The organism is Falsochrobactrum ovis, from assembly GCF_003259955.1.
Taxonomy (GTDB): domain Bacteria; phylum Pseudomonadota; class Alphaproteobacteria; order Rhizobiales; family Rhizobiaceae; genus Brucella; species Brucella ovis_A.
This window is the reverse complement of record NZ_QLMK01000008.1, coordinates 60,681-87,321: the sequence shown is the minus strand read 5'-3', so window position 1 is coordinate 87,321 and position 26,641 is coordinate 60,681. Positions and strand designations below refer to the sequence as shown.

Here is a 26,641-nt window from a genome sequence, read left to right as displayed (position 1 = left end):
CCTAAATACTGGTATAACCGGCGTCGGCGGTAACGATTGATCCAGTCATGAGGCTTGAAGCATCCGAAGCCAAAAACTGAACAATGGAGGCAATCTCTTCTGGTTTGCCCATTCGCCCGGCGGGAGTTAGATCAAGCCAACGATCCACCAATCCTTTCTGGCTTTCCAAGCCCTGCAATAATGGTGTTTCAATATAGGTAGGCGCGACTGCGTTCACTCGGACACCGCGCTTTGCCCATTCAATAGCCAGTGAGCGGGTCAAATGGTGCACGCCTGCTTTTGAGGCATTGTAATGGCACTGCGGCTGGGGAACATTAACAATCTGGGCCGACATTGAACCAATATTGACGATAGACCCTTTGCCGTTCTCAAGCATATGGCGGCCAAATGCGCGGCAGGTCTTAAATACGCCGCTCAGATTAACATCAATGACGCGATCCCATTCTTCGTCGCTCATATCTTCTGCCGGAATATTGCTGACAACGCCAGCATTGCAAACCAGCACATCAAGCGGAGGCAGCTCCGACGCCAAATCATTAAGCTGACTGCTATTTGTTACATCCAATTGCCTTGCACTTGCTGTGCCACCAAGCCAATTGGCTGTGGCTTCAGCACGAAACAAATCAATATCGGTGCAGATAACTGTGGCACCAGTTTCTGCCAGCGCCTGTGCGCATGCCGCCCCTATCCCTTGACCGGCACCAGTCACAAGAGCCAGACGACCGCTAAGATCCATTTTTTCACGATATGACATTTTCATTCCGTTCAGTTAGTTTTCGATCGCCTCTGCGTTAGAATTTCATACAAAATCCGCAGTGAAGCCTCCACCCGTCCAGGAGATCGCCCGACTGATTGCGCCCTCCGAATAACGACTCATTATCATTATTTAGTAGTAAAACTATTAATTGCTCCATTATCTCGTCAAGGGATAATAATTCTGAAATCCAAGCCATATTGCACAACAAAAGCTGAAAAACCCGATTTCTCGGGCCTATAACTGGCCAAAACATACCTTCATCCACAGCTTGATTTTTGTCGGTGTTGAATTTTTCAGGATTGGCAAGTAGCGAAACTCCAGCTATGTAGTATTCCTATATCTCTTAGCCCTCGCGGCATTGCCTGCACTGAATATGTGGAGAAGAACATGACCGACCCCATCCTGTCCAAGTTCGATGGCCAGCTTTTCATCGACGGAAAATTCATTGATGGGCGTGGCGATAGAATTCCTGTTGCAAATCCTGCTCGCGGTGAAACAATCGGCCAGATTGCTGCCACGACTCCGGATGAAATTGAAGCCGCCGTTGTAAGCGCGAAAAGTGCTTTTAATAAATGGAAGCGCGTTCCCGCCAAAACCCGTTCACAATCATTGCACAAGCTTGGTGATTTGATTGCTGCCGATGCTGATCGCATGGCACATATTATGACGCTTGAACAGGGCAAGCCCCTGAACGAAGCAAAGGGTGAAATCCTCAAACTTGCCGAAGCCTGTCATTTTTATGGCGAGGAAGCGGTGCGCGTTCTCGGTGAGCTTATCCCCAATGATCAGAATGGCTATCAGAGCCAGGTAATCCGTGAACCTATCGGTGTTGTAGCCGCAATTACTCCGTGGAATTATCCTGCCGAACTCGTAGGCTGGAAACTTTGCGCAAGCCTTGCAGCGGGCTGCACCATTATCATCAAACCTGCTGAACTTACGCCTTTTACCGCTCTCGCCATCGCAGAAAAAGTGGCGGAAGCGGGCATTCCTGCGGGCGTTGTAAACGTTGTGACCGGGAAAGGCTCGATTGTGGGCCAAGCCTTGGTGGAACATCCAGAAATCTCTAAAATCGCGTTTACTGGCTCCAGTGCTGTTGGCTTGCAAATTCAGCAATCCTGCCCAACGATCAAGCACATGTCGCTAGAGCTCGGCGGCAATTGCCCGTTGATTATTACAGAAAGCGCCGATCTTGATGCTGCCGTAAAGGGTGCTGCGCGTCGCTCTTTCCGTAATATGGGGCAGATTTGCATCGCGATTAACCGCATCTATGTAGCTCGATCGCTTTACGATGCGTTTCTTGAAAAATTCGCTGTGGCAGCCAATGCATTGACCATCGGCGATGGACTTCTTCATCCTGCGGCCGATGTAGGATCCATGGCTTCGGCTGCACCACTGGAAAAAACCCGCGAGCATCTTGCGGATGCGCTGGAAAAAGGTGCGCGGCTGATTGCTGGTGGTAGCGCGCCTGAGGGTGACGACTATGCGAAGGGCTTTTTCTTCCGCCCAACCATTGTCGCCGATTGCAATCACGATATGAAAGTCATGACCGAAGAGACCTTTGGTCCGCTCGTTGGCGTCGCACCTTTTGACACTCTGGAAGAAGCTATCAAGCTTGCCAATGACACGCCATATGGCTTGGCATCCTATCTATTCGCGCGCGATCTTACGGAAATCTATCACCTGTCTGCCGAACTGGATTATGGCAATGTGGCCGTCAACAATGTGGATGCAGGCATCATGAACGCACCTTATGGCGGACGCAAACAAAGCGGCATCGGCTATGAACATGGCCGCGAAGGGTTGCTTGAATATTTCAATTTCAAACATATCCGCCTGCATCATGGCGTAGGAGCCTGATTCAATGACATCGGCACTTCTTGGCATTGATATTGGCACCTCCGGCTGCAAGGCGCTTTTGATCTCGGTTGACGGTGATGTGCTGGCATCCAGCACGGCCACCTATGGGTTGTCGCAGCCACGGACCGGATGGACTGAGCAAGACCCAGCGCTCTGGATTGAGGGTGCCCGCAAATCCGTAGCCTCGGTCATGCAACAAGCGCCCGATGTGGAACTGCTCTGCGTCGGCCTTTCCGGCCAAATGCACGGTCTTACACCGCTTGACGCAGACAAAAACATATTGCGCCCGGCCATTCTCTGGAATGATCAACGCAATGGCGCGGAAGTCGAAGAGATCACCGAAAAAGCCGGAGGGCTAGAGGCGCTGATCGGCATTACCGGCAATCGCATGCTGGTTGGTTATACCGGTGGTAAAATCCTCTGGATGAAAAACCACGAGCCAGAGCTTTTTGCAAAACTGCGCTATGTTCTCAATCCAAAGGATTATCTGCGCTATGTGCTGACAGGCGAGCTGGCGACAGAAGTTTCTGACGCTTCTGGCACCGGTCTGTTTAATGTTTATGAGCGCAAATGGGCAACCGATCTGATCGAAAAGCTCGGAATTGATCCAGCTATTCTACCTGTCTGCCATGAATCTCATATTATTTCGGGGCGCATCAGTGCCTCTGGCAGCGCAGCCTTTGGCCTGCCTGCTGGTATTCCGGTCGTGGGTGGCGGCGGCGACAGTGTTATCCAGACCATTGGATCTGGCGTTATTGAACCGGGAGAGTTGCAAACGACTATCGGCACCGCAGGCATATTAGCCGCTGCCCTTAATGCGCCCACACCCAGTGCGGATGGTCGCATTCAAATGTTCTGTAATGTTGCGCCAGATAAATGGCACGCAATGGGCGTTTCCTTGAATGCTGGTGGCGCGATGGGTTGGTTCCGCTCGGTTCTCGCACAAGCCGGTCATGGCAATGATCTGAGTTTCGATCAAATTGTCGAGGCAGCAGAAGCCAGCAAAGCTGGTGCTTCGGGGCTGCTTTTCCTTCCCTATCTCAATGGCGAACGTTGCCCGCATCCAGACCCTTCTGCACGCGGTGCGCTTGTCGGGCTTACTGCCCGTCACGGATTTGGTGATATTGGCCGCAGCGTCATGGAAGGGGTCACACATGCATTTTATGACATGCATGCGCTGATGTCCTCAATGGGTATTGAAGGGCGCGTGATCAAAGCATCCGGCGGTGGCGCACGCTCACAGCTCTGGCGACAAATCCAGGCGGATCTTTTCAATTGTGATGTGGTGACGACAGAAGGTGCTGCTGAGGGCGGCGCGTTTGGCGCGGCCTTGGTCGCAGGCGTTGGAGCAGGCGTTTGGAAAGATGCCACTGAGGCAGCGCGCATCATACGCGAACTGAGCCGGCAGCAGCCCAATAGTGTCAATGGCGAGATTTATCGCAAAGCACATCATATTTATCGCGATCTTTACCCCGCCCTCGTGCAGAGCTTTCATGCCCTGAACGATCCTGCGTTTGCCGGTTGACTGATCGAAGAAGCACGAAACATAGGAATTGCTTGAAATATGAAAAAATTTTCAGCTTTGATCTTCGATCTGGACGGCACCCTCATTGACAGTGCGCCAGATATTGCCTCCGCGGTAAATGTCTATATGGCTTCCAAAGGCTGGCCCGAACTTTCGGACGATTATGTTGAGCAATTTATTGGTAACGGTCCGCGTCGCCTGCTGCTGGATATATTTGTCGATCAGGGCCTGCCCTCGGATGATGAAACCGTTGATGAGGCCGTGAAAAGCTATATTGCCAATTATCACCGTAATCCGGCAGAAAAGACGCGTTTTTTTGAAAATGTGCGTGAAGATTTGCACGATCTTCACAGTGCCGGTTTTCGTCTGGGCATTTGCACAAATAAGCCGCACGCGCTCACTCAGGAAATTCTGAAAATCCTAGAACTCGACACTATAATCGATGTTGCTATTGGCGCTGACGCTGTCCCCGCCTGCAAGCCCAATCCGGGACACTTGATGGCTGTGGTTGAAAAAATGGGACTTAACGGTTCTGACTGGGCCTATATCGGCGACACAAATGTGGACAAAACAACAGCAGATAGCGCAGGGGCCGAGTTTTTCGTGGTGCCGTGGGGCGGCGGCAAGGACGTAAATGTCCAACCCCATCAAAGACTGGCACGCATAGCTGATCTCATGGAATATCGTGCTCAATAAACGATAATCAAAGGAACGCATCCATGACCATCAGCCTTCTGCAGCGCATATTACATCAAATGGATGAAATGGGAGCAGCCGAACGCCGCATTGCGGAGTTTGTAAGCACATCTCCCAATAGTGTCATCCATATGAGCATGGCAAAACTGGCAGTCCGTTGTTCGGTTAGTGACCCCACAATTATCCGCTTTTGCCGTCGCTTCGGCTTTGAAGGTTATCAAGACTTCAAGCTGCATCTGGCGCAAAGTCTCGTTCCGTCGGCGCCATTTGTTTACGAGCAAATTATTCCCAATGACGGGATCGACAATATTGTTCGAAAAACTTGTCGTAATTCGCTCAACGCTATTCAGCGGGCACTCGAAGACCTTATCCCGCAACAAGTTGAAAAAGCGGCGCTTCTTTTGCGCGATGCAGTTTGGACCGGCATTTATGCAAGTGGCATTTCAGAAGTCACCGCTATTGATGCTGAGCACAAATTTCAGCGTCTTGGTATGCGATGTGCAGCGATTGTCGGGCGCAAAAAACAATGGATGCATGTTGAAAACTCTCGACCACAGGAAATAGCGCTGATTTTTTCGCAATCGGGGCACACAAAACAAATGGTTGAGCTTGCAATTGCAGCCAGAGCAGGAGGCGCACGCGTCGTTTCGGTAACTGCTGCTGAAAGCCCTTTGGCGCGCGTGACCGACGCGCTGATTGCGGTGCGCCCATATGACCAAACCGAACTCATGACGCCTTTGGCGTCGCGGCTAAACCATCACCTCGTGGTCAATATGCTGGTTACGGCCATAGCGGTATCAAGCGGCAGCGACTTTCCCGATCAGCTGCCTGCGCTGGATTCTTGGCTAACAGACAAGATACGCGATTAAACCCAACCCGCCGAAGCCATTGGGATGGCTCCGGCTATCGTCAGGAAAGAAAAATGTCCGCAGAACAAAATGAAGCGAAAAAAGTTGCTGGGCGCAGAGTTATTGAAGAATTTGTCCGAGACGGCATGAAGCTCGGCCTGGGATCGGGCACCACATCGCATTTCTTCGTGCGTGAACTGGGGAAATATGTGGCAGATGGCATGAAGCTGACCTGCACAACCACTTCCCGTTCAACCATCGATGTAGCGCGCGAAGTCGGCATCGCAATCACGGATCCTAATGAAATCGGCGAGATCGACCTAACTGTTGACGGCCCAGATGAAATTGATCGTGATTTTAACATGATCAAAGGCGGTGGTGCTTGCTTGCTGTGGGAAAAAATCATTGCCCATGCATCGAAGCAAATGATTACGGTTACTGACGAAACGAAACTGGTCGATAAGCTTGGCGCGTTTCCGCTTCCAGTAGAAGTGGTGCAATTTGCATGGGTCCAAACCGAACGTATGGTCGATCGCGTTCTTAAGGAACACGGCATTAACGCAGAAATCAGCCGCCGTATGAATGACGGACAACCGGTTGTCACCGATAGCGGCAATTTCATTCTTGATTGCAAATGCGTGGAAATCAACGACCCAGCACCGTTGGAAATCGAGCTCAACCGTATCCCGGGTGTCGTGGAAAACGGACTCTTCACCCGTGAATCAGCAGGTATGGTCGTGGGCTGCTTTGATGGCACTTCCTACGTAAAGATGCGCTGATCTAGTAAAACTTCGATATTAGTATTCTGCAAAAGGGCGGCAGATGAGGATATGGCCGAGCTATTTGGCTTAAATCCCGCCCTTGAGCGGGTAGGTTGCAGCTAAATTCTTGCTAATAATTGAATTCGGCTTGACAAACTCAACTCTGATGTAGTGAAACTATATCAATCATATTGGGAGGTTCTTATGACTACCGAACTTAAATTAAATCGCCGTCATGTTCTGGCTGGTGGTCTTGCTCTAGGGGCTAGCGCATTGACAGGAAATGCTGCATTCGCGCAGGACCGTGTGTTTGTGCCATTCAGCAATAAAAGCCTTGATTATTATTTCTTCGTCATTGAGGAAGAAGCTGTAAAACGCGCTGTTCAAAGCCGTGATTGGGCGTTCCAGGCGACGAATGCTAATTTCGACAATACCCGCCAGCTCGAACAGTGGCAGAGCCTTATGCTCTCCAAGCCGTCTGCAATGGTTTCCGACCCAATTGACAGTCAGGCTATTGTGAGCGCCATTCGTCGATACAACCAGCAGAAGATCCCTGTCGCAATCATCGACACGCCAGCAGATGGCGGCAAAGTGGCAATCACAGTCAGCTTCGATAACCATCAGGGTGGTGTAATGGCTGCCCGCGAAATTATTGACCGCCTGACCAAGAAATATGGCAGCCCGAAGGGTAAAGTGCTCAATTGCTATGGTTCGCTTGCAAGTGTTGCATGGCGCCAGCGCAAGGAAGGCATGGACGAAGAATTCGCCAAATATCCGGAAATCACCTATATTAGCCGTCCGACAGAAGGTCAGCTCGACCAGATGCTTTCGGTAACACTCTCAACCCTTTCTGAACATCCTGATCTTGATGCAGTCCACGCACCAAGTGACTCCCCTGCCCGCGGCATTGCAACCGCGCTTCAGCAGAAAGGCCTCTGGAAGAAAGTTGGCGAAGAAGGCCACGTCATTTTCGTGACAATTGACGGCGAGCCCGTTGCTGTTCAGGGTATTCAGGATGGCTATATCGACGCCTGCGTTTCCCAAGACCCGATTGCCTATGGTGAAATCGCGGTAGAAATGCTCGCCGATTATTCTTTGAAGGGCGAGGATGTTCCTCTCGGACCTTATGAGAATAAGAAATATTTCTGGGAAACGGCCGAAATCGTTGATGGTCCCACAGGTCCAACCCTGATCATTCCGCCTTTCGTAATCAATGGCGAAAACGCTTCCGATAAGCGCCATTGGGGCTATATCGCCGAAAAGGAATGGGGCGTTCCTTATACCTGATCATAAATGGGCGATGTCCGCACTATAGCGCGGACATCCTCCCGTTGGCCGGGCAAGTGTTTTCGCAAAAGGCGGATAGATTATGACAAATACTCAAGCGATGGCTCATAATCGTCAGGCTGCAAAAGAGCCTACGAATGATATTGCATTGCGGATTGATAATATCACCAAACGATATGGCTCATTCACCGCTTTGCAATCAGTCAGCCTTAACATTCGTCGCGGTAGTATCCATGGTCTGCTGGGCGAAAACGGGGCCGGAAAAAGCACATTAGTTGGGATTATTTCCGGACAGAGACCACCAACAAGCGGTACCATTTTTCTGAATGGCCAGCCTGTTCAAGGCGCTGACGTCAAAGCAATGGAAGAAGCCGGGGTTTTTCTGGTCACGCAGGAGCCGATGATCATTGATCATCTCTCCGCTGCCGAAAATCTTATGTTGGGCATCTGGCCTTCCAAAGGTGGATTTGTGCGCTGGCGAAAGCTGAAAGCCGATGCGGCCCATATGTTGGAAGATTCTGACATCAACCCTAACACACTTGCCGGCAAGCTGAATGCCGTTGCCCGCCGCAAGCTTAACATTTTGCGGGCGATGTTTTCGGGCGGCAAGGTCATTATTCTTGATGAACCGACAGCAGCGCTGACGGTACCGGACCGCCGCCAATTGTTCGACTTTATGCGCAATCTGAAAGATGAAGGCGTTACCTTCATTTTCATTTCGCATTATAATGATGAAATTCTTGAAATCTGCGACGCAGTATCCGTGCTACGCGACGGAACCTATGCGGGTGGGAGTGAAGATGTCGGCTCTATGACATCGGAACAACTTTCCGAATTGGTGCTTGGGCGCGGGCTTGATCTGTTCCAGCGTGAGCGCAAAATCTTTTCTAATGAACCCATAGCCATTCGTTTGCGCAATGTGATTGCGGAGCATGTTGATCTTGATGCTCTCGACATACGGGCCGGAGAAGTTATTGGTTTCACTGGACTTCCCGGTGCAGGTGCCAAGGAACTTGCCAAGGCAATTTTTGGCCTTAACCCTGCCAGTTCCGGCACACTTAGTCTCGGTGGCGCAGAACTTGCTTTGCCCCAACACCCCCGCGAAGCTTTTAACCGTGGCATTGCCTATCTTTCTGACGACCGCCGCAAGGATGGTGTGGTTGGGCACTTGTCGATAGCCCAGAATATTGCCCTCTCCTCGCTCGACCGCCGTTCAACGCTTGGCTTTGTCCAAAGGACAAATGAACAGACACTTTGCGACGGTTATTTTGCCAGTATGGGCATCAAGGCGCCGGGTGCGTCAGTCGCTGTCGACACGCTGAGTGGCGGCAACCAGCAAAAGGTTTGTCTCGGCCGTGTACTTGCGACGGAACCGAGGCTTTTGATCCTCGATGAACCCACACGCGGTATTGACGTGGGCGTTAAACAGGATGTGCTGCGCATTATTGATGAACTCAGTAAAACAGGCGTGTGTGTGATCATCGTATCAACCGATACGGACGAACTGGTCCGCGCTGTTGACCGCGTTTGTGTATTCCGTGATGGCTCAGTGAAAGAGATCGTTACCGGAGAAAATATCACCACCGATAATCTGCGCCGCCTCTCGCAGGCGTAGGCATCGGTTCGGTAAAAGGAATGAAGGAATGAGCACTGTTATGTCGGTCACAGCTTCCAAAAGCACCAGCCCAAAAGAGAAACAGTCCCAGAATATTGTTGGATGGGTTCTGCACAATGTCGTGTGGATCTGGCTGGTAGCGCTTGTTCTGGGCTTCGGACTCTTCAATGAGTTCTTTCTCACCGTTATGAATATGCAGAACATCATGGTTCAGGCCACGGTTCTGGGTATGCTAGGTCTGGCGGTTGCACTTCCGCTGCTGGTCGCAGAAATCGACCTTTCCATTCCCGCCAATCTTGGCTTTTCCTCAGCCATTGGTGCGCTCGCATATTCCAGTCTTGGCATGCCATGGTTTCCCGCCATGTTGGTAGGCGTTGCCGTGGCGACGCTGATTGGCTTCTTCAACGGATTATGCATCACAAAACTGCGTATGGTCTCCCTGATTCAGACGCTTTCTATGATGATCATCCTGCAGGGCGCTCTGCTCGCGCTTACGCAAGGTAAAACACTCACCAATCTTTCTGACGGTTATGTTTGGATCGGCCAGGCTTCTGTTGGCGGATGGCCGGTTATGCCGCTGATCTTTGTGATCGCACTTATTGCGGTTGGCGTAATGCTGCGTATGACGGTGCTTGGGCGTTCGATCTATGCTGTTGGTGGCAACCCGCAGGCATCAAACTCCGCCGGTATCCGTGTTGATCGTGTAAAAATCATTGCCTATACGATCTCGGGATTTCTGGCAGGCGTTGCTGGATTTCTGCTCGCCTCTTGGCAGATGGCCATCACGTCCAATCAGGGCTCGAGCTATCTGCTCTATGCCATTGCTGCACCGATTATTGGCGGCGTGAGCGTTTTTGGTGGCCGGGGTAATGTCATCGGCATTCTCGGCGGGGTACTTCTGCTAACCATTATCCAGGTCGGCCTGGCAATTATCAACATTCCTTCGTTCTATGTTGGAATGATAGGTGGATTCATGATCTTTATTGCGGTAGCGATTGACGCAATCCGGGTGCGCTACTTCGCTTAAGCGAAGAAGCCCCCTCCAATTTTTGCGAAGTCAGGATCATGCCGATACTTGTTGAACAATTACGCCAGATTGTTGGCCGAAAATATGTGCTTACTGGCGACACTCAAACTCGCCGTTTTCGACAGGGCTACCGTTACGGCGGTGGCGATGCAGTGGCGGTGGTCCGTCCCGGCACACTTCTTGAAATGTGGCGTGCCCTTCAGGCCTGCCATAAGGCTGGCACTATCATCATCTTTCAAGCCGCGAATACGGGCCTGACTGGCGGATCAACGCCGGTTCCGGAAGGGTATGATCGGCCCGTAGTTATCATAAATACCATGCGGCTTAATCAGATGAGCCTGCTTGATGGGGGCGCGCAAGTTGTATCGCAACCGGGCGTCACCCTTGATCAGCTAGAAAAAACGCTGCGTCCTCATGGGCGCGAGCCGCATTCCGTTATCGGGTCAAGCTGTATCGGCGCATCGGTCACGGGCGGCATCTGCAACAATTCTGGCGGCTCATTGATCCGTCGTGGACCAGCATTTACCCAACTCGCGCTCTATGCCCGCATAGACGCTGATGGCGAACTTAAGCTCGTCAACCATCTTGGCATTGATTTGGGAACCACTCCGGAAGAAATCCTGGGGCGTTTGGATCGCGGAGAAATCCCTGCTGATATAATAAAAAATCCCACTAATCTTTGTGCTTCCGACCATGAATATTGCAATCATGTTCGGGATATTTCAGCCAGCACACCCGCAAGATATAATGCTGACCCGCGTCGACTTTATGAAGCTTCCGGCTCTGCCGGCAAGTTAGCTGTCTTTGCATTGCGCATTGATACATTCCCGGCTGATGACAAAACGCAGGTCTTTTATATCGGCTCAAATGATCCATCCGAACTTGGGATGATCCGGCGCGATATTCTTTCAACCTTTGACAGCTTGCCGATTGCTGGCGAATATATGCACCGCAATGCATATGATCTTTCAAGCCAGTATGGCAAAGATATGTATCTGTTTATCCAAAAATTTGGAACAGACAGAGTGCCACTCGCTTTCAGCTTGAAAAGCCGTTTTGACGGAATAACAGAGAAGCTCGGACTAGGTGGCGCAATCAGCGACCGGTTGCTTCAGTTCGCCAGTAAATTATTGCCAAACCATCTGCCCAACCGATTGAATGATTTCCGTGATCGTTACGAGCATCACCTTTTGCTTAAAATGGGCAATGAAGGCATTGAAGAAGCGCGGAAATATCTTGCGGATCGGTTTCCAACCAGTAAGGGTGCATATTTTGAGTGCACCGAGGAAGAAGGCAGCGCTGCCTTCTTGAACCGTTTTGCGGTGGGCGGAGCCGTCGTGCGCTACCGTGCGGTAAACCCCAAAACGGTAGAGGACATTGTTGCGCTCGATATTGCGCTGCCGCGAAATACAATAGATTGGTTTGAAAAACTACCTGCTGACATTGCGCAGAAAATTGACACCATCATGTATTGCGGTCACTTTTTTTGCCACGTGCTGCATCAGGAATATTTGGTCAAAAAAGGGGAAGACTGCGAGAAAATCAAAAATGATATTCTTGCGCTCCTTGAAGCTCGCGGTGCGAAATATCCGGCCGAGCACAATGTTGGCCACCTTTATGAAGCGGAAGAGAGTCTAAAAAACTTCTACAAAGAATTAGACCCGACAAACTCTTTCAATCCAGGTATCGGCAAAACCAGTCGCAATTTGAACTGGCAAGACGCTGGGCATTATTCTGCGCAAAATTAGCCGATCATTACCGCCGAGTTTGTCTTCCTTCTCGGAAGGGAAGCCCAACAGGTTGCTGTCACACATAGACAGCGACCTTACAGGGCTTTCGTATCAAACTTTAATGGAAACCGGCTCGCCGATACCTGCGGAGATCCGAAAAGGCGCAAGCCTTCACGCATCGTTGCAACACTATATTTGTTGCTCTGAGGCAAACCTATAATGTCAAATAGTCGCCGGTCTGGAGCATAGAAATTCGCAAGAACATGCAGCGAAGTGTTACGAGATGACCGTTGTTTTGTTCAGGCAGGGCACCTATTGATGAAATGGCTTGATCAGCTCCCTATGGGGACGATTTACGGCACGATCAAAGAATATGAGATAAATTCATCGGCTCGGACGGCTATGACTGCAATTCTTAAGAATGCCTTAAGCCTTAGCGAGAACACATGCTAAAGATTGTAGGTGGTGACGATGCGTGTGTTGATTGTTGAGGATGATGCTGTTTTACGCGATGGCTTGAAAGTGGGGCTGAAGATTGCAGGCTTTAACACCGATGCCGTCGAAACCTGCGATGAAGCCGAGGTCGCTCTCAGAAATCATGAATTCGACGCCGTAGTGCTTGATCTTATGTTGCCGGATGGTTCGGGGCTAGACATATTGTGTTCAATGCGCGAGCGGCGGGATACGACGCCAGTGCTGCTTTTAACCGCGCGTGATCAAGTATCAGACCGGATCACCGGGCTTGATGCGGGTGCTGATGATTATCTTGGTAAGCCATTCGATCTTGATGAAGTCGCCGCACGTCTTCGTGCTCTGCACCGCCGGGGCGCGGCGCGCCACGGTCCGCTGCTTAAATGGTGCGGTTTGGTACTCAATCCCGCAACTCAAACGCTTGAGCAAGACGGCAGGCCGATACATCTCTCACGGCGCGAATATGCGATCCTACATGCGCTCATGATTCATCCTGGACAGATCCTCTCTCGCAACCAAATTGAGGAAAAGCTTTACGGTTGGCAGGAGGAGATCGAAAGCAATGCTGTCGAAGTTCATATTCATCATCTTCGTAATAAACTCGGCCCAGATGTAATCCGAACCGTTCGGGGCATTGGCTATCGTCTTGGCGAGGAGCCGGGATGACTTCAATCTCACGGCGCCTGATTATCATTCTGGTATTAACCACTAGTCTGGTTTGGCTCTCGGCCATTGTCTGGATTTTCCTGTCCACCCGCGCCGAAGTAGAAAAAGTTCTCGACGCCAGATTGATGGAAGCCGGGCGCATGGTCTCTTCGCTCATTGTCAGCCAGGAAATTGCCATTGATCCCGGACAAGGTGCCCCCGCAGACCTGCCGCTGCGAGAACACAGCGCCTATGATCGGCAGCTTTCATGCCAAATCTGGTCACTACAAGGCGCACTCATAGGGCGATCAAAAGGCGCACCCGACGAGAAGCTGACGGATCAAGCCGACGGATTTTCTCAAACTATCATCGATGGCGAAGTTTGGCGGGTTTATGCGGTCACCAACGAACAATTGGGCGTGCGGGTTTTGGTCGGCGATAGTATGTGGATTCGGGACCGGCTCGTGAATGATGTGATCCGGGGTCTGCTTTTACCAGTTCTGCTTATTTTGCCGATCCTTGCTGTCCTCATCTGGCTCAGCGTGCGCCAAGGCCTCGAACCCCTGCGGAAAATCGCCGTTGAACTTGAAGCACGTCATGCATCTGATCTCAGCCCCATAGATGATGTGAATACGGCAAAGGAGATCGCACCGGTGCTGCAATCGCTGAACGGGCTGTTTGCCCGCGTGGAGGGATTGCGTGAGCATGAGCGCAGCTTCACCGCATTTGCCGCACATGAGTTGCGCACGCCTCTGGCCGGTCTTAAAACTCAAGCTCAGGTGGCCTTGGCCAGCGACGAGGGAGAAATAAGAGATCAGGCGCTACGCCAGATCGTCATCGGAGTTGATCGTACCGGTAGGCTCGTCCGACAATTGCTGGACATGGCAGCACTTGAATCGTTCGAGCGGGTAAGCCAGGGAGGCGTGACCGAGGTTGGCCCTGTACTCCGTTCGCTAGCTGATGAATTAGCCGATCCAACGCGCAATGTTAGGATAGAATTGTCGCCCGAGCTTGATAGTTTGTCCGCGCAGATCGAGCCGGAATTATTCACGCTTGCGGCCCGTAATCTTTTGGAAAATGCGGTTAATCATTCGCCACCAGGTGCTATCGTGCGCTGTCGGTGTGTGAGCGAGGGAGGCAATAATCTCATCCTTATCGAGGATGATGGCCCGGGCATTCCCAACGATGAGCTTCCCAAAATCACAGAGCGGTTTTTCCGAGGGCGTCACAAGGCGGCGATTGGCAGCGGACTTGGTCTTGCCATTGTCGAACTGGCAGTTCAGCGAAGCGGCTGGCACTTGCAGTTGCGCAACCGCGAAGGCGGAGGTTTGAGCGTGGCCATAGGACACGCTCACCGCGCTTGACGGCCCCTTTATGTCAGCAGATGTTTCATGTTAGGGTCAGCTATCACGACTAGCGGACTTCCGTCACGCACATTGCCTGCAAGATGAATGACATCCTGATTGACCATGCGTATGCAACCGGATGACACTGCCTTACCAATCGTCCAAAATTCGGGGGTTCCGTGGATACGGTAGATCGTATCTTTATTGCCTTCATGGATATAGAGCGCGCGTGATCCCAGTGGATTATTCAGTCCTGGAGCCATTCCGCCATTGGCTATGCTGATCGGCTCCAGCTCTGGTCGGCGTGCGACCATCTCATCGGGCGGATTCCAGCGCGGCCATTCGCGCTTATAGGCAATATGCCGACCTCGGCCAGCCCATGAATAGCCATCTTTACCAACACCGACGCCATAACGGACCGCGCGCCCGCCAGGTCGGACGTGGTAGAGATAGCGGTTTGGCGTATCGACAATGACAGTCCCCACCTTTTCATCGGTGGGATAATCAACTTCGGTCCGCCACCATTTGCGATCGAGTTTGGAAATATCGACTTCGGGGATTGGAAAGCGCTCATGAGGCATGGCATAATACATGGGCGGCACAGTCGAAGCCGGTACAGTCGAAGCCGGTACAGTCGAAGCCGGTACAGTCGAAGCCGGTACATGCGAAGGTTGCGGCGCGGATAAAGGCACTGAGGGTGCGACCGGCGCAAGCTGGCGTGTTGATGTACACCCAGCCAAGGCGAACACACCAATAAGGAACCCGCGCCGCCCGAACGCAACGCGGTGTGGGGCTTTTATATTCAAAATAATGATCCTCGTTTGACTAGCATGGACAAGGAAACGAGAGCAACCTTAAGCCAACCTTAAGCGCCTGCTGTCAGAGGAGCGCGCAGTAAATTCTAATGTATCGGTCAGCTATTTTCTTAATAGGGAGTTGATGTAACCAATATAGCAGCATTAATATTTGCGACGTTTAGTTAGAATTATCATAATTTCCTATCACACCGCCGATCTGCAATTGTCCCGACGGGCCATGGCATGCAAGTGTCGTCGACCTTGCCCTGTCATCCGATCGCACTCATGAAACTAGGCATGATCCTGCGCAAATACAGCCTCACCCATAAAGCTACACCCATAAGAGTGTCGAAGGGGCTGCAGAATTAGCTTTGATCAATATAAATTAAATTGCAGGCATTTGATGCCTGCAACTATCAAATTCCGAACGAACTAAAAGGCCGGTTCGACCGAATTCACGTTCTCCATCGTGACGACAGTCAACGGAATAGGAAGGCGATCTTTGACCTCCTTACCATCCAAAATCTCAGCAACTGTTTCAATTGCCAAATTCATTGGACGCAGGCCGACAAATTTGGGAGAACGGCAAAGCACATCTAGCTTTGCTTCAAATTGATCGTCTTCCATGTTCAGCCAACCGACAACCCCAGCGACAAAGTCCGTTTCTTGAGCTAACGTAAGGAGAAAATCGGTTTCTGCCTCCGTTTCAGCTGCTTGTACAACAACTGTATAATCAATCCCGCATTTACGAAGCAGCGGCGTCATATCTTCCGGTAAATAGTCTCGGTAGAGTGGCAGCCCCATATCTGGCGACATCCAATGATAATCCCCGCGGGATACACGCCAAAAATGGTGATGCGCATCAATAATACGTCCTGAAGTCATGACAGGCGCCTCCTCGCGCACCCGACAGTAAATTCAGCTGCCGCCTTCTTTGTCTTTCACAGATGATGGTGCAGCGATCAGTTTAATAGATTACCCGATTACTAGGGATCGAAAACGAAAGCATGATAGGGCGATTTATCGTAACCCACCAAACAGCAGTTAGCTCGATGGCAGCAAGGGTAAGGATTGCTTAAACCCTATGTCCCGTAAGTCGCAATCACAACTCAATCAAACAATTTCCTCATAAGTTCTCTCAAACTCCCCTTGCGTACCTACCTTCCACCGCATGGCGTATCACACCGGTAAAGCCCTAGCTCTAATAATTCTTGCACATTACATTAATATAATGCAATTAGAATCCGGCTTGCGTGGAACTAGATTGACATCCGAAACCGCTGTACCTAATCGCGAAAGGCTGCGTAGTTAGGGTATGATCAGTAACACGATAGAATAGAGCAAAAGGGCATAGTGAAATGTCGAAAACTGCGGATGCAGGAAACGAAGCTAAATTGTCCGATTTCCTGACGGGCGTTACGCTCAATCGATCAATGCCTTTGCGCGATCAGATTTACACATTAGTACGCAAGGCGATTGTCACCGGCAAATTGGCTCCAGGTGCGCCAATTAATGAGGTAGAGATCGCCAACCAGCTCGGCATTTCAAGAACACCGGTCCGAGAAGCAGTTAAAAAAGTTAGCGATGAAGGTCTTGTGCAAGTTTTCGCACAGACCGGAACTTTCGTCGCAGAAATAAATCGTAAGCATATTGAAGAAGCTTATATTATCCGCATTGCGCTGGAGATGGAAAGCATCAAGCGTGCAAATCATTTAGAATTGCGTCATCTTCAAGATCTGGAAGACATTATTAATGATCACGAGACGGCGCTCAAGCGCTGCCGTTTTGATGAAGCCATTGCACGAGATGATGACTTTCACCGCTATATTGCGGAAGTTAACGATTTATCCATGTTATGGAAGGTCGTGGATATCTCTAAGGCGCAGATGGACCGGTGCCGTTTGCTGTCGCTTCCCTCTCCGGGTGCAGGAAATGAAACCATTGCCCAACATCGAGCAATCCTGAAAGCACTAAGCGAACGCGATACAGAAGCTGCTATGCATGCTCTTAGAAACCATTTGGAAACTTCATTACAAAATACATTATCCTACTTGGATGATGGGCAGACCGATAATACGCTTTTGGCTGAGCCAAAGTAGAATTTGAAACATATAAACCGGCTTGAATTAGGGCCAGCAATTAGGGGGAGAATCTAAATGAAGATTTCTGAGACGCGTAAAATTCCGAGAATGGATCTCACATTATCCGCCCTCGGATTAGGCACAGCGGCCTTCGGCGGGCTTTATCAGCCGGTCAGCGGTGAGGATGCATTGGCCGCCGTCAAACAAGCCGAGATCATGGGTATCCGTTATTTTGATACAGCCCCCATGTATGGCTTAGGACGCGCGGAACATCTTTTAGGTCACGCACTACGTGAACAACTTCCCGATGATACAAAATTTGCTGTGAGCACCAAGGTCGGACGGTTGATGGCACGGAGCAGACCCGGCCGCGAGCTACCTCCTGCGCCCCCCAAAAACCCCTTCGACTCGGGATGGAATAGCGGACTAAATTTTGAAGAAGTTTTTGATTATTCCTATGATGGTATAATGCGCAGTTTTGATGATAGTCAGCAGCGCTTGGGCCGGCCCGAAATTGACCTGTTATATGTTCATGATATCGGACGGCTCACACATGCCGATAGGCATCAATATCATTGGGATGCCCTGACATCGGGTGGCTTCAGGGCACTGGAGGAACTTCGTGCGGCAGGCTTGATCCGCGGTTTTGGCCTTGGAGTAAATGAAGTTCAAGCCATGGACGACGCGATGAATGAGGCCGATTTGGATTGCTGCCTATTGGCAGGGCGTTACACTCTCCTTGATCGCTCAGCCGACGCATTGCTTAATAAAGCTCAAAAAAACGAAGTTGGCATTGTGATTGGCGGGGTGTTTAATTCCGGCATTCTGGCATCAGAGGATGGTGACGGGACCAATAAATTTGACTATATGGACGCGCCTGCAGAAATCATTACCAAAGTTAAAAAACTGGCGGAGATATGTAGGCGCTACCAAGTACCGTTAGGTGCTGCAGCATTACAGTTTCCAATGCGTCATAGCGCAGTCGTCAGCGTATTGATCGGGCCGCGAAATGCCGATCAAGTTCAAACAAACGCCGACTGGTTTGAATATGACATACCTGCCGAATTGTGGCAGGAAATTGAGGCACTTGAGTGATCCAAGCGCCTTAGAAAGAAGGGCCGCTTGATAGAGTGGCCCTTAGCGGTTCTCAATTACGCTGTAAAGAAAACCGGCTCCATCGTCGCCCACCACTCTCCTTCAGCGCGCGTTGCTAAAGGGGATTGTAAAGGGTCGCAAATTTCCCACCATTTTTGCATGGCCGGATTTTCTTTCATTCGGGCCATATCGGCGTCGAAGTCATCTCCGGTAGATTCCCAATATGCAAAAAGCAGGTTCTCTGGCTCTCTTAGAAAGATTGAGTAGTTTTGGATATTGGCCTCTCTTATGCAGGCCAGCACATCTGGCCAGACGGCTGCATGTAACGCCTTATATTGCTCGATAACATCCGGCTTTAACCCAATGCACAATCCCATTCGCGTTACCATTTGATACCCCTCAATTTATGCTTTTTTTCACAACTGTAGTGTGGTTTTCGCAGCTTGACGCTGATGGCTTCACACTATTATATTAGTATCACAGCTGCGTGCCTTGGCAATATCGTCAAGCATGCGTTCACGATAATTGACGGTTCCCCATGGCGCGCTTCGTTAAACTCACAGATACAGACAATATCATTGTAGCGATTGACCCTTTCGCTCCCGAAGAGCAGATAGCCGAAGTTAAAGCCCGCGAACGCATTCCGCGCGGGCATAAAATGGCCATCGTTGCGATCGCCAAAGATGCGCCAATCATCAAATACGGCCAAGTGATCGGCTTTGCATTAAATGACATTTCCCCCGGTCAATGGGTGCATGAACACAATGTGTATTTGCATAGTTTCGAACGCGAATATGAATTTGGCGTCGATGCAAAACCTGCCAGCCTGATACCGTTAGAGAAGCGCCGCACATTCCAAGGATTTAGACGGCCATCAGGAAAATACGGCACGCGGAACTATATTGCCATTCTGACATCGGTAAACTGCTCAGCAACGGCCGCGCGCTTAATCGTGGAAGAAATCAACCGCTCAGGCGTTCTTGAAGGTTACCCGAATATTGATGGTGTCATTTCCTTGGTGCATGGCACAGGCTGTGGCATTGATATTAATGGTGAAGCATACGAGTTGTTAAAACGCACCCAATGGGGTTATGCAGCCAACCCGAATGTAGGCGGCGTTCTTATTGTGGGGTTAGGATGTGAGGCATTCCAGATTCCCCGTTGGATGCGTACCTACGGCATAACCGAAAGTGATACTTTTCGTACGTTAACGATTCAGGAAGTCGGCGGCACCCAAAAAACTGTAGCATCCGGCGTTGCCGCGATTAAAGAAATGCTTCCATCTGTTGGCCGCGCCACACGTACCACAGCACCGGTTTCAGAACTGATGCTTGCACTACAATGCGGTGGCTCTGACGGCTATTCCGGAATAACGGCAAACCCAGCGCTTGGTGTTGCGGCCGACTTACTTGTCGCGCAAGGTGGCACAGCCATCCTATCCGAAACACCTGAAATCTATGGCGCGGAACACCTGCTCATGCGCCGTGTGGAAAATGTTGAAATCGGCAAACTTTTAGCTGAACGTATCCACTGGTGGAGAGAATATACAGCCCGCCACAATATGGAGATGAATAACAATCCCTCCCCTGGCAACAAAGCGGGTGGGTTGACTACCATCTTGGAAAAGTCGCTTGGAGCTGCGGCCAAAGCCGGCAATTCCAATCTTTCCGGAGTATTTCAATATGCTGAACCGGTTACCAGCAAGGGCATGGTATTCATGGATACACCCGGCTATGATCCGGTTTCGGTGACAGGCCAGGTGGCAGGCGGCGCCAATATTTTATGTTTTACCACAGGTCGTGGTTCTGCCTTTGGCGGCAAGCCCACGCCGACGATAAAGCTAGCCTCCAATTCCTTTATTTACGACCGAATGCTTGACGATATGGACATAAATTGCGGAGATATTCTGGACGGTGTCTCTCTCGCAGCGAAGGGAGAAGAAATTTTTAACAAAATCATTGCCGTCGCATCAGGTGAGCACACCAAGTCGGAAGCCATGGGCTATGGTGATAGCGAATTCGTGCCCTGGCAAATTGGTGCCACAATGTAGGGGCTTGGAAGCCCAGCACAGCACGAAAGCGTAAGTCAAAGCTTCAAGCTTGGCCGCCCTGCTCGGGGGCTGTTGGCTTCCTCATTAAACAGAGCCGCTATCTCACGCGGAAATCGTGTGAAGGAATGCTACTCAACGTTCAACAGTGAGCGCAGGACGCGCCAGCTATGGCTGCATGACACAAATCCACTGCCTCCGGAAACTCCATGCCGTTCAATCACGAAAAGAGGGACTCATATTAAGGCGGTTCAGATCTGCAAGACAAGCGCGGAAGTTCCATACTGCGCTTGACCAGATCAATCAGTTTTCTGCCCTCGTTGGCATAAACTTTCAACGCATCGATCCTCATACGAAAGACGACGCGCACATTGTGGCATGATTACAAATTAGAAATGACCGTCTAAGCAGAGATTCCTATTCTCATTCGGCCATTCACCATCAGCTTAATAATGCCGACTCGACATATTTATGCGTGCATTTTCACCCAACATCCGCCCGATAGATTTTCGCTGGCAACCCTTGCCGAACCACGGCACCTGACACCCAATCAATCCAAACATTGGGCGCCTCAGGTCGGGTCGGATCTGAAAAGCCCAGCAGATTCATATTAACCCCGTTACGCGCGCCGTCATCAACCGCTGTGGGATGACCGTCAATCAGATGCGATCTGCCGCCCATTTCCCAATGGCCGAAACCATGTTCAATGGCGATGGTTCCGCGCACAATACCGTCCCGTAGCAGCGCTACACCGGTCACCTGTCCGCCCGGTGTTTCAATCGTGATCTTGTCACCAACCCCGATACCAAGTTCCTCAGCATCTTCGCGGTTCAAAACGATCGGATTATGCGGATGGACCTGACGTAATCTTTTAACGCCGATTGAGATCGAACTCATCAAATTCGACTTATAAGAAGTCACCATAAACGGCCATTCTTTCGCGGTGAAAACATCGCGCATTGCCTGGCCATCAGCCAGACGTGGCGGAAAATAGGTCGGGCAACCGACGAACCTTTCACCAGTCATCGCATGACGCATTGTTGCTAGCGGTTCATGCCATAATTGCAAAGCTTGCGGATGAGTTTTTACCTGTTTGTTACCATCCCAGCTTTTTTCTTCATCAGCAAAACGTCCGCCACGGCTCATCAGAAAAGCCACTTTACGCCATTCCTCATTGCTGAGTTTGGCCCGCAGTGCATCCTGATACCGATCAACCCCGGTCAGCGCCATGTCATCATCGGTAGCATCCGGCACTGGTTTGCCACCGGCATAAGCCACATTGGCAAAACCGCGTAGGAAAAAATCTTCCTTAGACAAAAGATCATGCGTGTTGCCTTCGCTATCCTTGATAACGTCTTTACCAAAGCCCGGCAGGCCAAGTTTTAGGGCGACGCTGATAAGGAAGTTTTCAAAATCAACGGTCTGCCCCCGGGCATCTTTTGCAACACGCGGCTCGATAACCGGCCAGCGCACTGTTGAAGATTTTTGCACAACATCCGCCCAAGGCGTAGTATGACCCCAGCTTTCATAAGTCAGAGTGTCGGGAACAATATAATCCGCCAGCGCCGTTGTCTCATTGATGAAAGCATCAACCGAGATGATCTGCGGGATTACTTTTGGATCTTTAAGTTTTTCACCAACCGTATTTTTAAACCCGTTCAGCGCATAGACCGGATTACTAATGTGATTGAGCCAGATTTTTGCCGGATAAGGATAGCCTGCAACTGCAGAAGCAATCATTTCCGAACTGGTTGGTCCGGTTGCGGGATACCACGGCGCTTTTGCAGGATAAGGCGATTGGCCACTGGCTTTTTTACGAGCGAATTCGCTGGATTTTTCATAACGCAAGCTGCGGTGACGCGCCAGTGAAACACCTTTACCCTGCACCTTGCCTTTAAATTGTGCAAAATTGTAGCGCGGCCCTCGTCCAAATGGTCCGAACGCCCCTTCTCCTATGGAGAGGCCGCCCTTCACGTTAATATTGCCAATCAAAGTGTTGAGCATCGCAATCGCATAGGCTGTATAGAAACCACTGCCATTCATCGTGCCGCCATGGGCGTTTACTGCAGCGCGTTTACCATGGCTGGTAAACCGTGTCGCGATTTCAATGATAGTTTCGACCGGAATACCGCAAATCTCGGAATACTCTGCCAGCTCCATACGATTAGCATGATCGCGCAGCATCGCTAACGCGGTTTTCACCCGTACCGGCCGGTCTTTCAAAGTGATAATTTCATCGACAAATAATTGTGCTGGCTGATCGCTCAAATGTGGCACCAATTCTCCACTTTGATCCTTAACCATATAGACCTGTTTTGGCTCCTCACCCTCTACTGGTTCCGGTATTTCAAAGCCGAAATCCTGCGCACGCAAAAACTTACCAAAATCAGGGTTTTCCTCATCCGCGATAAGCAAATGTGTGGCATTGGTCCAGCAGGCTTCGCCGGCTCGCTCCATGGCCTGTGGTGATGGTTGCGCCAAAAACTGCGCGTCATAACGCTCATTTTCAATGATCCAACGGATCATCGCCATGACCAAAGCAAGATCGGTCGATGGTTTAATTCCGACCCACTGATTTTTTGACCCGAGCGCCATGGATGATGTGGCAGGTAATAATGGTGTCACCACCACATATTCAAAACCTTCACCATCGGTACGGCTACGATTTTCGGCTAGTTGACGCCCCATGCGCTGAAACGGATTACCAGCTTGTGCGGGAACTGTGCCGATAAATAGCGCAAAACGGTTATTTTTCCAATCCGGCTTGCCATGTGGCATGCCTTTCAAGTCACCAAAACTGGCACCGGTCCCGACGCGATAAGACTGCCCACAATAGGCCCCATGATTGGCCGTATTCACCGTGCCGAAAGCCTGCTGGGCAAAACGCTGCACCAAAGGTGTGCGGCCTTCATTGGCCGCTTCCGTGACTACCAACTGGTTAACGACCGCACCATATTCCGGATTATCTTCATCAATCAGCTTATCGTGGTTATAAATGGCGCGGAAACCATCCACATGACCTTCGCCAAATAGATCGCCACCTTCTACCACTTCTTCAATCAGCTGCTCAAAGGAGATTGTCTCCCATTTGCCTTCGCCGCGCTTTCCTACACGTTTCATCGGCTGTAGCACGCGAAACTCACTATTTTGATTTTCAAACATGCTCGCGCCCCGGGCACAAGCCGTCGCCCGGCCTTCCAAGCCGCTGTCACCACCGAGCTTTGTATAGACTTCGCGCACACTATCGGTAATCGGCGCCGGATTGGTCGTCGCCAACGGATGATAAGGATTTCCTGCTACGCGCACGATGCGATTGTTTTTCTGATCAACACGCACCCTTACGCCGCACGCCGTCCAGCAGCCAAGGCACATGGAAGGCGAAACCACATGGTCTTTTGCCATGATCAGTTCGCCGGTTGCCTTATCGATTGTCAGTTCCGGTTTTAGCGAATTACCGCGCGTAGCACTGGCGGTCGGCGTACCAGCAGTGCCCGTTAACAATCCTTTGGCCGCCTTGGTCACAGTTTGCCCATAACCAGCCGCAAAACTTGTTAAGCCACCAACCGCAACACCGCCACTCAACAACAAACGACGACGGTCAATTTTGCTGTTATTCCCTTTAGGAGATTCATTTTTTGAATTATTATTGTCGTTATTGCTCATGATCTTACCTTTAAGCACAACCCGTCAACTGCCATACAATTTTCGGTCAGATGCGTATTAAGACTGGAAATTATACTGTTTGCTCTTCAGAAACGGGCTTTTAGGGAAAACTGAGAGGGCGAAAGTGACGATCGCAATCATCGCAATGAACAATCCGAAAATGCCCACAATGCCAAGCAAGCCATCTGCACCCAATGGCATCGTATAGAGATACAGGCCGGCACCATATTTTGGTACGCTCTGTACGTTCATAAAGATCACCCAGCGGAAAACCCAAGCCGATCCAAGCAACAGCACAGCAAGAAAGAACTGAAAGAACCAACCGGTTTCACGTCGGCTCCAGAACCACAGCATGGCCACAACGAGCAAACCAGCAGCAATCGAGCCAATGAGGCTTAAGCGCCATGCCGGATATTGAGCAAATAGCGCATAGGCATAAGCGAATGATGGTTCATGCCCCGCAACGCCGAGAATTCCCCAGCAAAGAGCCGTTATAATCAACGATATCGCGGCCAGCGATGCCAAGATCAGCACTGGTTTTTCTGGCAGCGGAGGAAAATGACGAGGCAGGAATTTTGCAATCAGGATCATGCCGCCAATTGTGGCCAGCCATGCTGTCAGCGCTAAATTAATCGGCACAAAATAGGTATGCCATAATGGGCGCGAACGAAGAACCATTATCTCAGATCCGGTATAGATCAGGATAGAGATTGCTGAAACAATCAGCGCAAGCGCAACTAAACGCTGAAGCCTTTGCCAGCCGAGCCACCATAAAGCACAGAATACCACAGAAAGTCCGGCAAAGATTGGCAGTAAAACTGCGCCCCAGGACATCCAAGACCACGGCGTGAAATTGGTATAAAAATGCCAAAATCTCCCCGGCTGGTGAAGATCAGCCAGGAGTGAAACCGGCGCGGTTACCGCGCAGATCAGCAATAGCGTATTGACCGATGGGGACAGTTTAGCCCAGTCAGATTGCGCTGGCGCCCAAGCGCAACCGGCTGCAATAATGGCGCTGATGGCAGCAAGCTGATCGGCCCCCACGGACGGGTCCAATTTGATTGTTAGTGCAATGATGGTCGTGGCGCCAGCGCGGGCGGCATCGCTGGTTGGGGTTGCAGGGCCGCCCGCGCGAATGCCGGGATGAAGACCTCCGGCGCCGGCGGCTTGTAGCCGAGCGATCCATGCGGACGCACGGTGTTGTAATGCCGACGCCAGCTTTCCACGATGATCCTGGCCTCTTTGAGCGTGTAGAAGATCTCGCCTTCGAGGAGTTCGTCGCGCAGGCGAGCATTGAAGCTCTCGATGTAGCCATTCTCCCATGGGCTTCCGGGTGCGATGTAGGCAGTCTTCGCCCCGACGGCGGTGATCCAGTCCTGCACGGCCGTGGCGATGAACTCCGGGCCGTTGTCGGAACGGATGTGCTCAGGCACGCCGCGCAGGATGAACAGGTCGGACAGGACGTCGATGACGTCGGTGGAGTTGAGCTTGCGATCGATGCGGATCGCCAGCGCCTCATGCGTGAACTCGTCGATCACGTTAAGCATGCGGTACTTCCTTCCGTCATGAGTGCGGTCCTCGACGAAGTCGTAGGACCAGACATGGTTGGGCCGCTCGGCGCGCAGGCGGATGCATGATCCGTCGGCGAGCCAGAGCCGGCCTTTCTTCGGTTGTTTGGCTGGAACCTTCAGCCCCTCTTGCCGCCAGATGCGCTCGACCCGCTTGTCGTTGACCACCCAGCCCATCTGGCTGCGCAGAAGCTCGGCGATCTTGCGATAGCCGTAGCGGCCATAGCGGCGGGCCAGTGCAACGATGTCCTCGGTCAGTTGCTGCTCGTCGTCCCGGCCGCGAGGAATACGCCGCTGCGTGGAGCGATGCTGCCCAAGCACGAGGCATACCCGGCGCTCCGACACGCGCTTCGGCAGAACCGAGCGAACATGGTCGATGCAGGCACGGCGACGCGAGGGGCTCAGAAGTTTCCCCGCGCAGCCTCCGTCAGGATCAGCTTGTCCAGCGTCAGATCGGCCACCGCCTTGCGAAGCCGTTCGTTCTCCTTCTGGAGATCCTTCAACTGCCGAAGCTGGTCACGGCTCATGCCGCCATATTGCTTGCGCCACCGGTAGAACGTCAGTTCGGAAACGCCGATCTGGCGAACGGCATCCGCCATCGCCATGCCTTGGCCGCGCAAAACCTCAACCTGCCGAAGCTTCGTGACGATCTCGTCGGGCTTGTGTCGCTTGTTTGCCATTGTGGTCCTCCTTCATGGTCAAAACCATACTTCAAGGTGGACCCGTTCAATGGGGGTGGATCAGCCCTACCTCGGCAATTTCGATTACGACAGCGACTTGGAACCTCCCTTAGCCGCTGAAGCAACTGCGATCTGCGCAACTTTC

General features: G+C 51.3%; 21 protein-coding genes. 14 read left to right on the top strand and 7 right to left on the bottom strand.

Annotated features, from left to right (window positions below; all coding sequences use genetic code 11):
• Position 1 precedes the first annotated feature (1 nt).
• Positions 2-754: an SDR family NAD(P)-dependent oxidoreductase gene (locus tag C7374_RS10730; RefSeq protein ID WP_111575621.1), complete on the bottom strand. Its 753-nt coding sequence runs from the start codon at positions 752-754 to the stop codon at positions 2-4.
• 390 nt (positions 755-1,144) lie between these two features.
• Between C7374_RS10730 and C7374_RS10720 the strand changes: the two genes are divergently transcribed.
• The 11 genes from C7374_RS10720 to C7374_RS10670 all read left to right on the top strand — a co-directional run bounded on the left by C7374_RS10720 (position 1,145) and on the right by C7374_RS10670 (position 14,583).
• Complete coding sequence (locus tag C7374_RS10720; protein WP_111575619.1) at positions 1,145-2,614, top strand: aldehyde dehydrogenase family protein; 1,470 nt, start codon at positions 1,145-1,147, stop codon at positions 2,612-2,614.
• A 4-nt stretch (positions 2,615-2,618) separates the two neighbouring features.
• Positions 2,619-4,139: a xylulokinase gene (gene xylB, locus C7374_RS10715; protein WP_111575618.1), complete on the top strand. Its 1,521-nt coding sequence runs from the start codon at positions 2,619-2,621 to the stop codon at positions 4,137-4,139.
• Positions 4,140-4,178: 39 nt separating this feature from the next.
• Positions 4,179-4,835 carry an HAD-IA family hydrolase gene (locus C7374_RS10710; protein WP_111575617.1) on the top strand — a complete coding sequence of 219 codons (657 nt, stop codon included), beginning with the start codon at positions 4,179-4,181 and terminating at the stop codon, positions 4,833-4,835.
• A gap of 23 nt (positions 4,836-4,858) precedes the next feature.
• Entirely contained in the window at positions 4,859-5,704 is an 846-nt protein-coding gene (locus C7374_RS10705) for a MurR/RpiR family transcriptional regulator (RefSeq protein WP_111575616.1), read from the top strand.
• Positions 5,705-5,757: 53 nt separating this feature from the next.
• On the top strand, positions 5,758-6,462 hold the full coding sequence (gene rpiA, locus C7374_RS10700) for a ribose 5-phosphate isomerase A (RefSeq protein WP_111575615.1): 705 nt from the start codon (positions 5,758-5,760) through the stop codon (positions 6,460-6,462).
• A 186-nt stretch (positions 6,463-6,648) separates the two neighbouring features.
• Positions 6,649-7,731 (top strand): sugar ABC transporter substrate-binding protein, encoded by a 1,083-nt coding sequence (locus C7374_RS10695; protein WP_111575614.1) that lies wholly within the window; start codon positions 6,649-6,651, stop codon positions 7,729-7,731.
• Positions 7,732-7,813: 82 nt separating this feature from the next.
• Positions 7,814-9,346, top strand: a complete 1,533-nt coding sequence (locus tag C7374_RS10690; protein ID WP_245412631.1) for a sugar ABC transporter ATP-binding protein — start codon at positions 7,814-7,816, stop codon at positions 9,344-9,346.
• 28 nt (positions 9,347-9,374) lie between these two features.
• Positions 9,375-10,373: an ABC transporter permease gene (locus C7374_RS10685; RefSeq protein ID WP_111575613.1), complete on the top strand. Its 999-nt coding sequence runs from the start codon at positions 9,375-9,377 to the stop codon at positions 10,371-10,373.
• A 38-nt stretch (positions 10,374-10,411) separates the two neighbouring features.
• Positions 10,412-12,121 carry a D-lactate dehydrogenase gene (gene dld, locus C7374_RS10680; protein ID WP_111575612.1) on the top strand — a complete coding sequence of 570 codons (1,710 nt, stop codon included), beginning with the start codon at positions 10,412-10,414 and terminating at the stop codon, positions 12,119-12,121.
• A 453-nt stretch (positions 12,122-12,574) separates the two neighbouring features.
• Positions 12,575-13,240 carry a response regulator gene (locus tag C7374_RS10675; protein WP_111575611.1) on the top strand — a complete coding sequence of 222 codons (666 nt, stop codon included), beginning with the start codon at positions 12,575-12,577 and terminating at the stop codon, positions 13,238-13,240.
• Complete coding sequence (locus C7374_RS10670; protein ID WP_111575610.1) at positions 13,237-14,583, top strand: ATP-binding protein; 1,347 nt, start codon at positions 13,237-13,239, stop codon at positions 14,581-14,583. Before C7374_RS10675 ends, C7374_RS10670 begins: the two co-directional genes overlap by 4 nt.
• 8 nt (positions 14,584-14,591) lie before the next feature.
• Here C7374_RS10670 and C7374_RS10665 read toward each other — a convergent pair whose 3' ends face one another.
• Both C7374_RS10665 and C7374_RS10660 read right to left on the bottom strand, forming a co-directional pair.
• Positions 14,592-15,377, bottom strand: a complete 786-nt coding sequence (locus tag C7374_RS10665) for a L,D-transpeptidase (RefSeq protein ID WP_374850463.1) — start codon at positions 15,375-15,377, stop codon at positions 14,592-14,594.
• 417 nt (positions 15,378-15,794) lie between these two features.
• The gene (locus C7374_RS10660; RefSeq protein ID WP_111575608.1) at positions 15,795-16,247 is read right to left on the bottom strand and encodes an amidohydrolase family protein; all 453 of its coding nucleotides are present in this window, start codon (positions 16,245-16,247) and stop codon (positions 15,795-15,797) included.
• 473 nt (positions 16,248-16,720) lie between these two features.
• On the opposite strand from C7374_RS10660, the gene C7374_RS10655 reads away from it, so the two are divergent.
• Positions 16,721-17,461 carry a GntR family transcriptional regulator gene (locus C7374_RS10655; RefSeq protein ID WP_245412629.1) on the top strand — a complete coding sequence of 247 codons (741 nt, stop codon included), beginning with the start codon at positions 16,721-16,723 and terminating at the stop codon, positions 17,459-17,461.
• A gap of 57 nt (positions 17,462-17,518) precedes the next feature.
• Entirely contained in the window at positions 17,519-18,538 is a 1,020-nt protein-coding gene (locus tag C7374_RS10650) for an aldo/keto reductase (RefSeq protein ID WP_111575607.1), read from the top strand.
• Between the two features lie 56 nt (positions 18,539-18,594).
• Here C7374_RS10650 and C7374_RS10645 read toward each other — a convergent pair whose 3' ends face one another.
• Complete coding sequence (locus C7374_RS10645) at positions 18,595-18,927, bottom strand: L-rhamnose mutarotase (protein ID WP_170130241.1); 333 nt, start codon at positions 18,925-18,927, stop codon at positions 18,595-18,597.
• A gap of 149 nt (positions 18,928-19,076) precedes the next feature.
• On the opposite strand from C7374_RS10645, the gene C7374_RS10640 reads away from it, so the two are divergent.
• The gene (locus tag C7374_RS10640; protein WP_111575606.1) at positions 19,077-20,588 is read left to right on the top strand and encodes a UxaA family hydrolase; all 1,512 of its coding nucleotides are present in this window, start codon (positions 19,077-19,079) and stop codon (positions 20,586-20,588) included.
• Positions 20,589-21,068: 480 nt separating this feature from the next.
• On the opposite strand, the gene C7374_RS10630 is transcribed toward C7374_RS10640, so the two are convergent.
• The 3 genes from C7374_RS10630 to C7374_RS10620 all read right to left on the bottom strand — a co-directional run bounded on the left by C7374_RS10630 (position 21,069) and on the right by C7374_RS10620 (position 26,496).
• Positions 21,069-24,248 carry a tetrathionate reductase subunit A gene (locus C7374_RS10630; protein WP_111575604.1) on the bottom strand — a complete coding sequence of 1,060 codons (3,180 nt, stop codon included), beginning with the start codon at positions 24,246-24,248 and terminating at the stop codon, positions 21,069-21,071.
• Positions 24,249-24,305: 57 nt separating this feature from the next.
• A complete protein-coding gene (nrfD, locus tag C7374_RS10625) occupies positions 24,306-25,292 on the bottom strand; it encodes an NrfD/PsrC family molybdoenzyme membrane anchor subunit (RefSeq protein WP_245412628.1) in 987 nt (328 codons plus the stop codon).
• 20 nt (positions 25,293-25,312) lie between these two features.
• A protein-coding gene (locus tag C7374_RS10620; protein ID WP_111575603.1) for an IS3 family transposase occupies positions 25,313-26,496 on the bottom strand; the annotation gives its coding sequence in 2 pieces (ribosomal slippage) (positions 25,313-26,232 and positions 26,232-26,496; 1,185 coding nt in all).
• Positions 26,497-26,641 lie beyond the last annotated feature (145 nt).

Coding starts and splice junctions, on each gene's coding strand:
- C7374_RS10730 (WP_111575621.1), bottom strand. CDS start 754: ATGTCATATCGTGAAAAAATGGATCTTAGCGGTCGTCTGGCTCTTGTG.
- C7374_RS10720 (WP_111575619.1), top strand. CDS start 1,145: ATGACCGACCCCATCCTGTCCAAGTTCGATGGCCAGCTTTTCATCGAC.
- xylB (WP_111575618.1), top strand. CDS start 2,619: ATGACATCGGCACTTCTTGGCATTGATATTGGCACCTCCGGCTGCAAG.
- C7374_RS10710 (WP_111575617.1), top strand. CDS start 4,179: ATGAAAAAATTTTCAGCTTTGATCTTCGATCTGGACGGCACCCTCATT.
- C7374_RS10705 (WP_111575616.1), top strand. CDS start 4,859: ATGACCATCAGCCTTCTGCAGCGCATATTACATCAAATGGATGAAATG.
- rpiA (WP_111575615.1), top strand. CDS start 5,758: ATGTCCGCAGAACAAAATGAAGCGAAAAAAGTTGCTGGGCGCAGAGTT.
- C7374_RS10695 (WP_111575614.1), top strand. CDS start 6,649: ATGACTACCGAACTTAAATTAAATCGCCGTCATGTTCTGGCTGGTGGT.
- C7374_RS10690 (WP_245412631.1), top strand. CDS start 7,814: ATGACAAATACTCAAGCGATGGCTCATAATCGTCAGGCTGCAAAAGAG.
- C7374_RS10685 (WP_111575613.1), top strand. CDS start 9,375: ATGAGCACTGTTATGTCGGTCACAGCTTCCAAAAGCACCAGCCCAAAA.
- dld (WP_111575612.1), top strand. CDS start 10,412: ATGCCGATACTTGTTGAACAATTACGCCAGATTGTTGGCCGAAAATAT.
- C7374_RS10675 (WP_111575611.1), top strand. CDS start 12,575: ATGCGTGTGTTGATTGTTGAGGATGATGCTGTTTTACGCGATGGCTTG.
- C7374_RS10670 (WP_111575610.1), top strand. CDS start 13,237: ATGACTTCAATCTCACGGCGCCTGATTATCATTCTGGTATTAACCACT.
- C7374_RS10660 (WP_111575608.1), bottom strand. CDS start 16,247: ATGACTTCAGGACGTATTATTGATGCGCATCACCATTTTTGGCGTGTA.
- C7374_RS10655 (WP_245412629.1), top strand. CDS start 16,721: ATGTCGAAAACTGCGGATGCAGGAAACGAAGCTAAATTGTCCGATTTC.
- C7374_RS10650 (WP_111575607.1), top strand. CDS start 17,519: ATGAAGATTTCTGAGACGCGTAAAATTCCGAGAATGGATCTCACATTA.
- C7374_RS10645 (WP_170130241.1), bottom strand. CDS start 18,927: ATGGTAACGCGAATGGGATTGTGCATTGGGTTAAAGCCGGATGTTATC.
- C7374_RS10640 (WP_111575606.1), top strand. CDS start 19,077: ATGGCGCGCTTCGTTAAACTCACAGATACAGACAATATCATTGTAGCG.
- C7374_RS10630 (WP_111575604.1), bottom strand. CDS start 24,248: ATGAGCAATAACGACAATAATAATTCAAAAAATGAATCTCCTAAAGGG.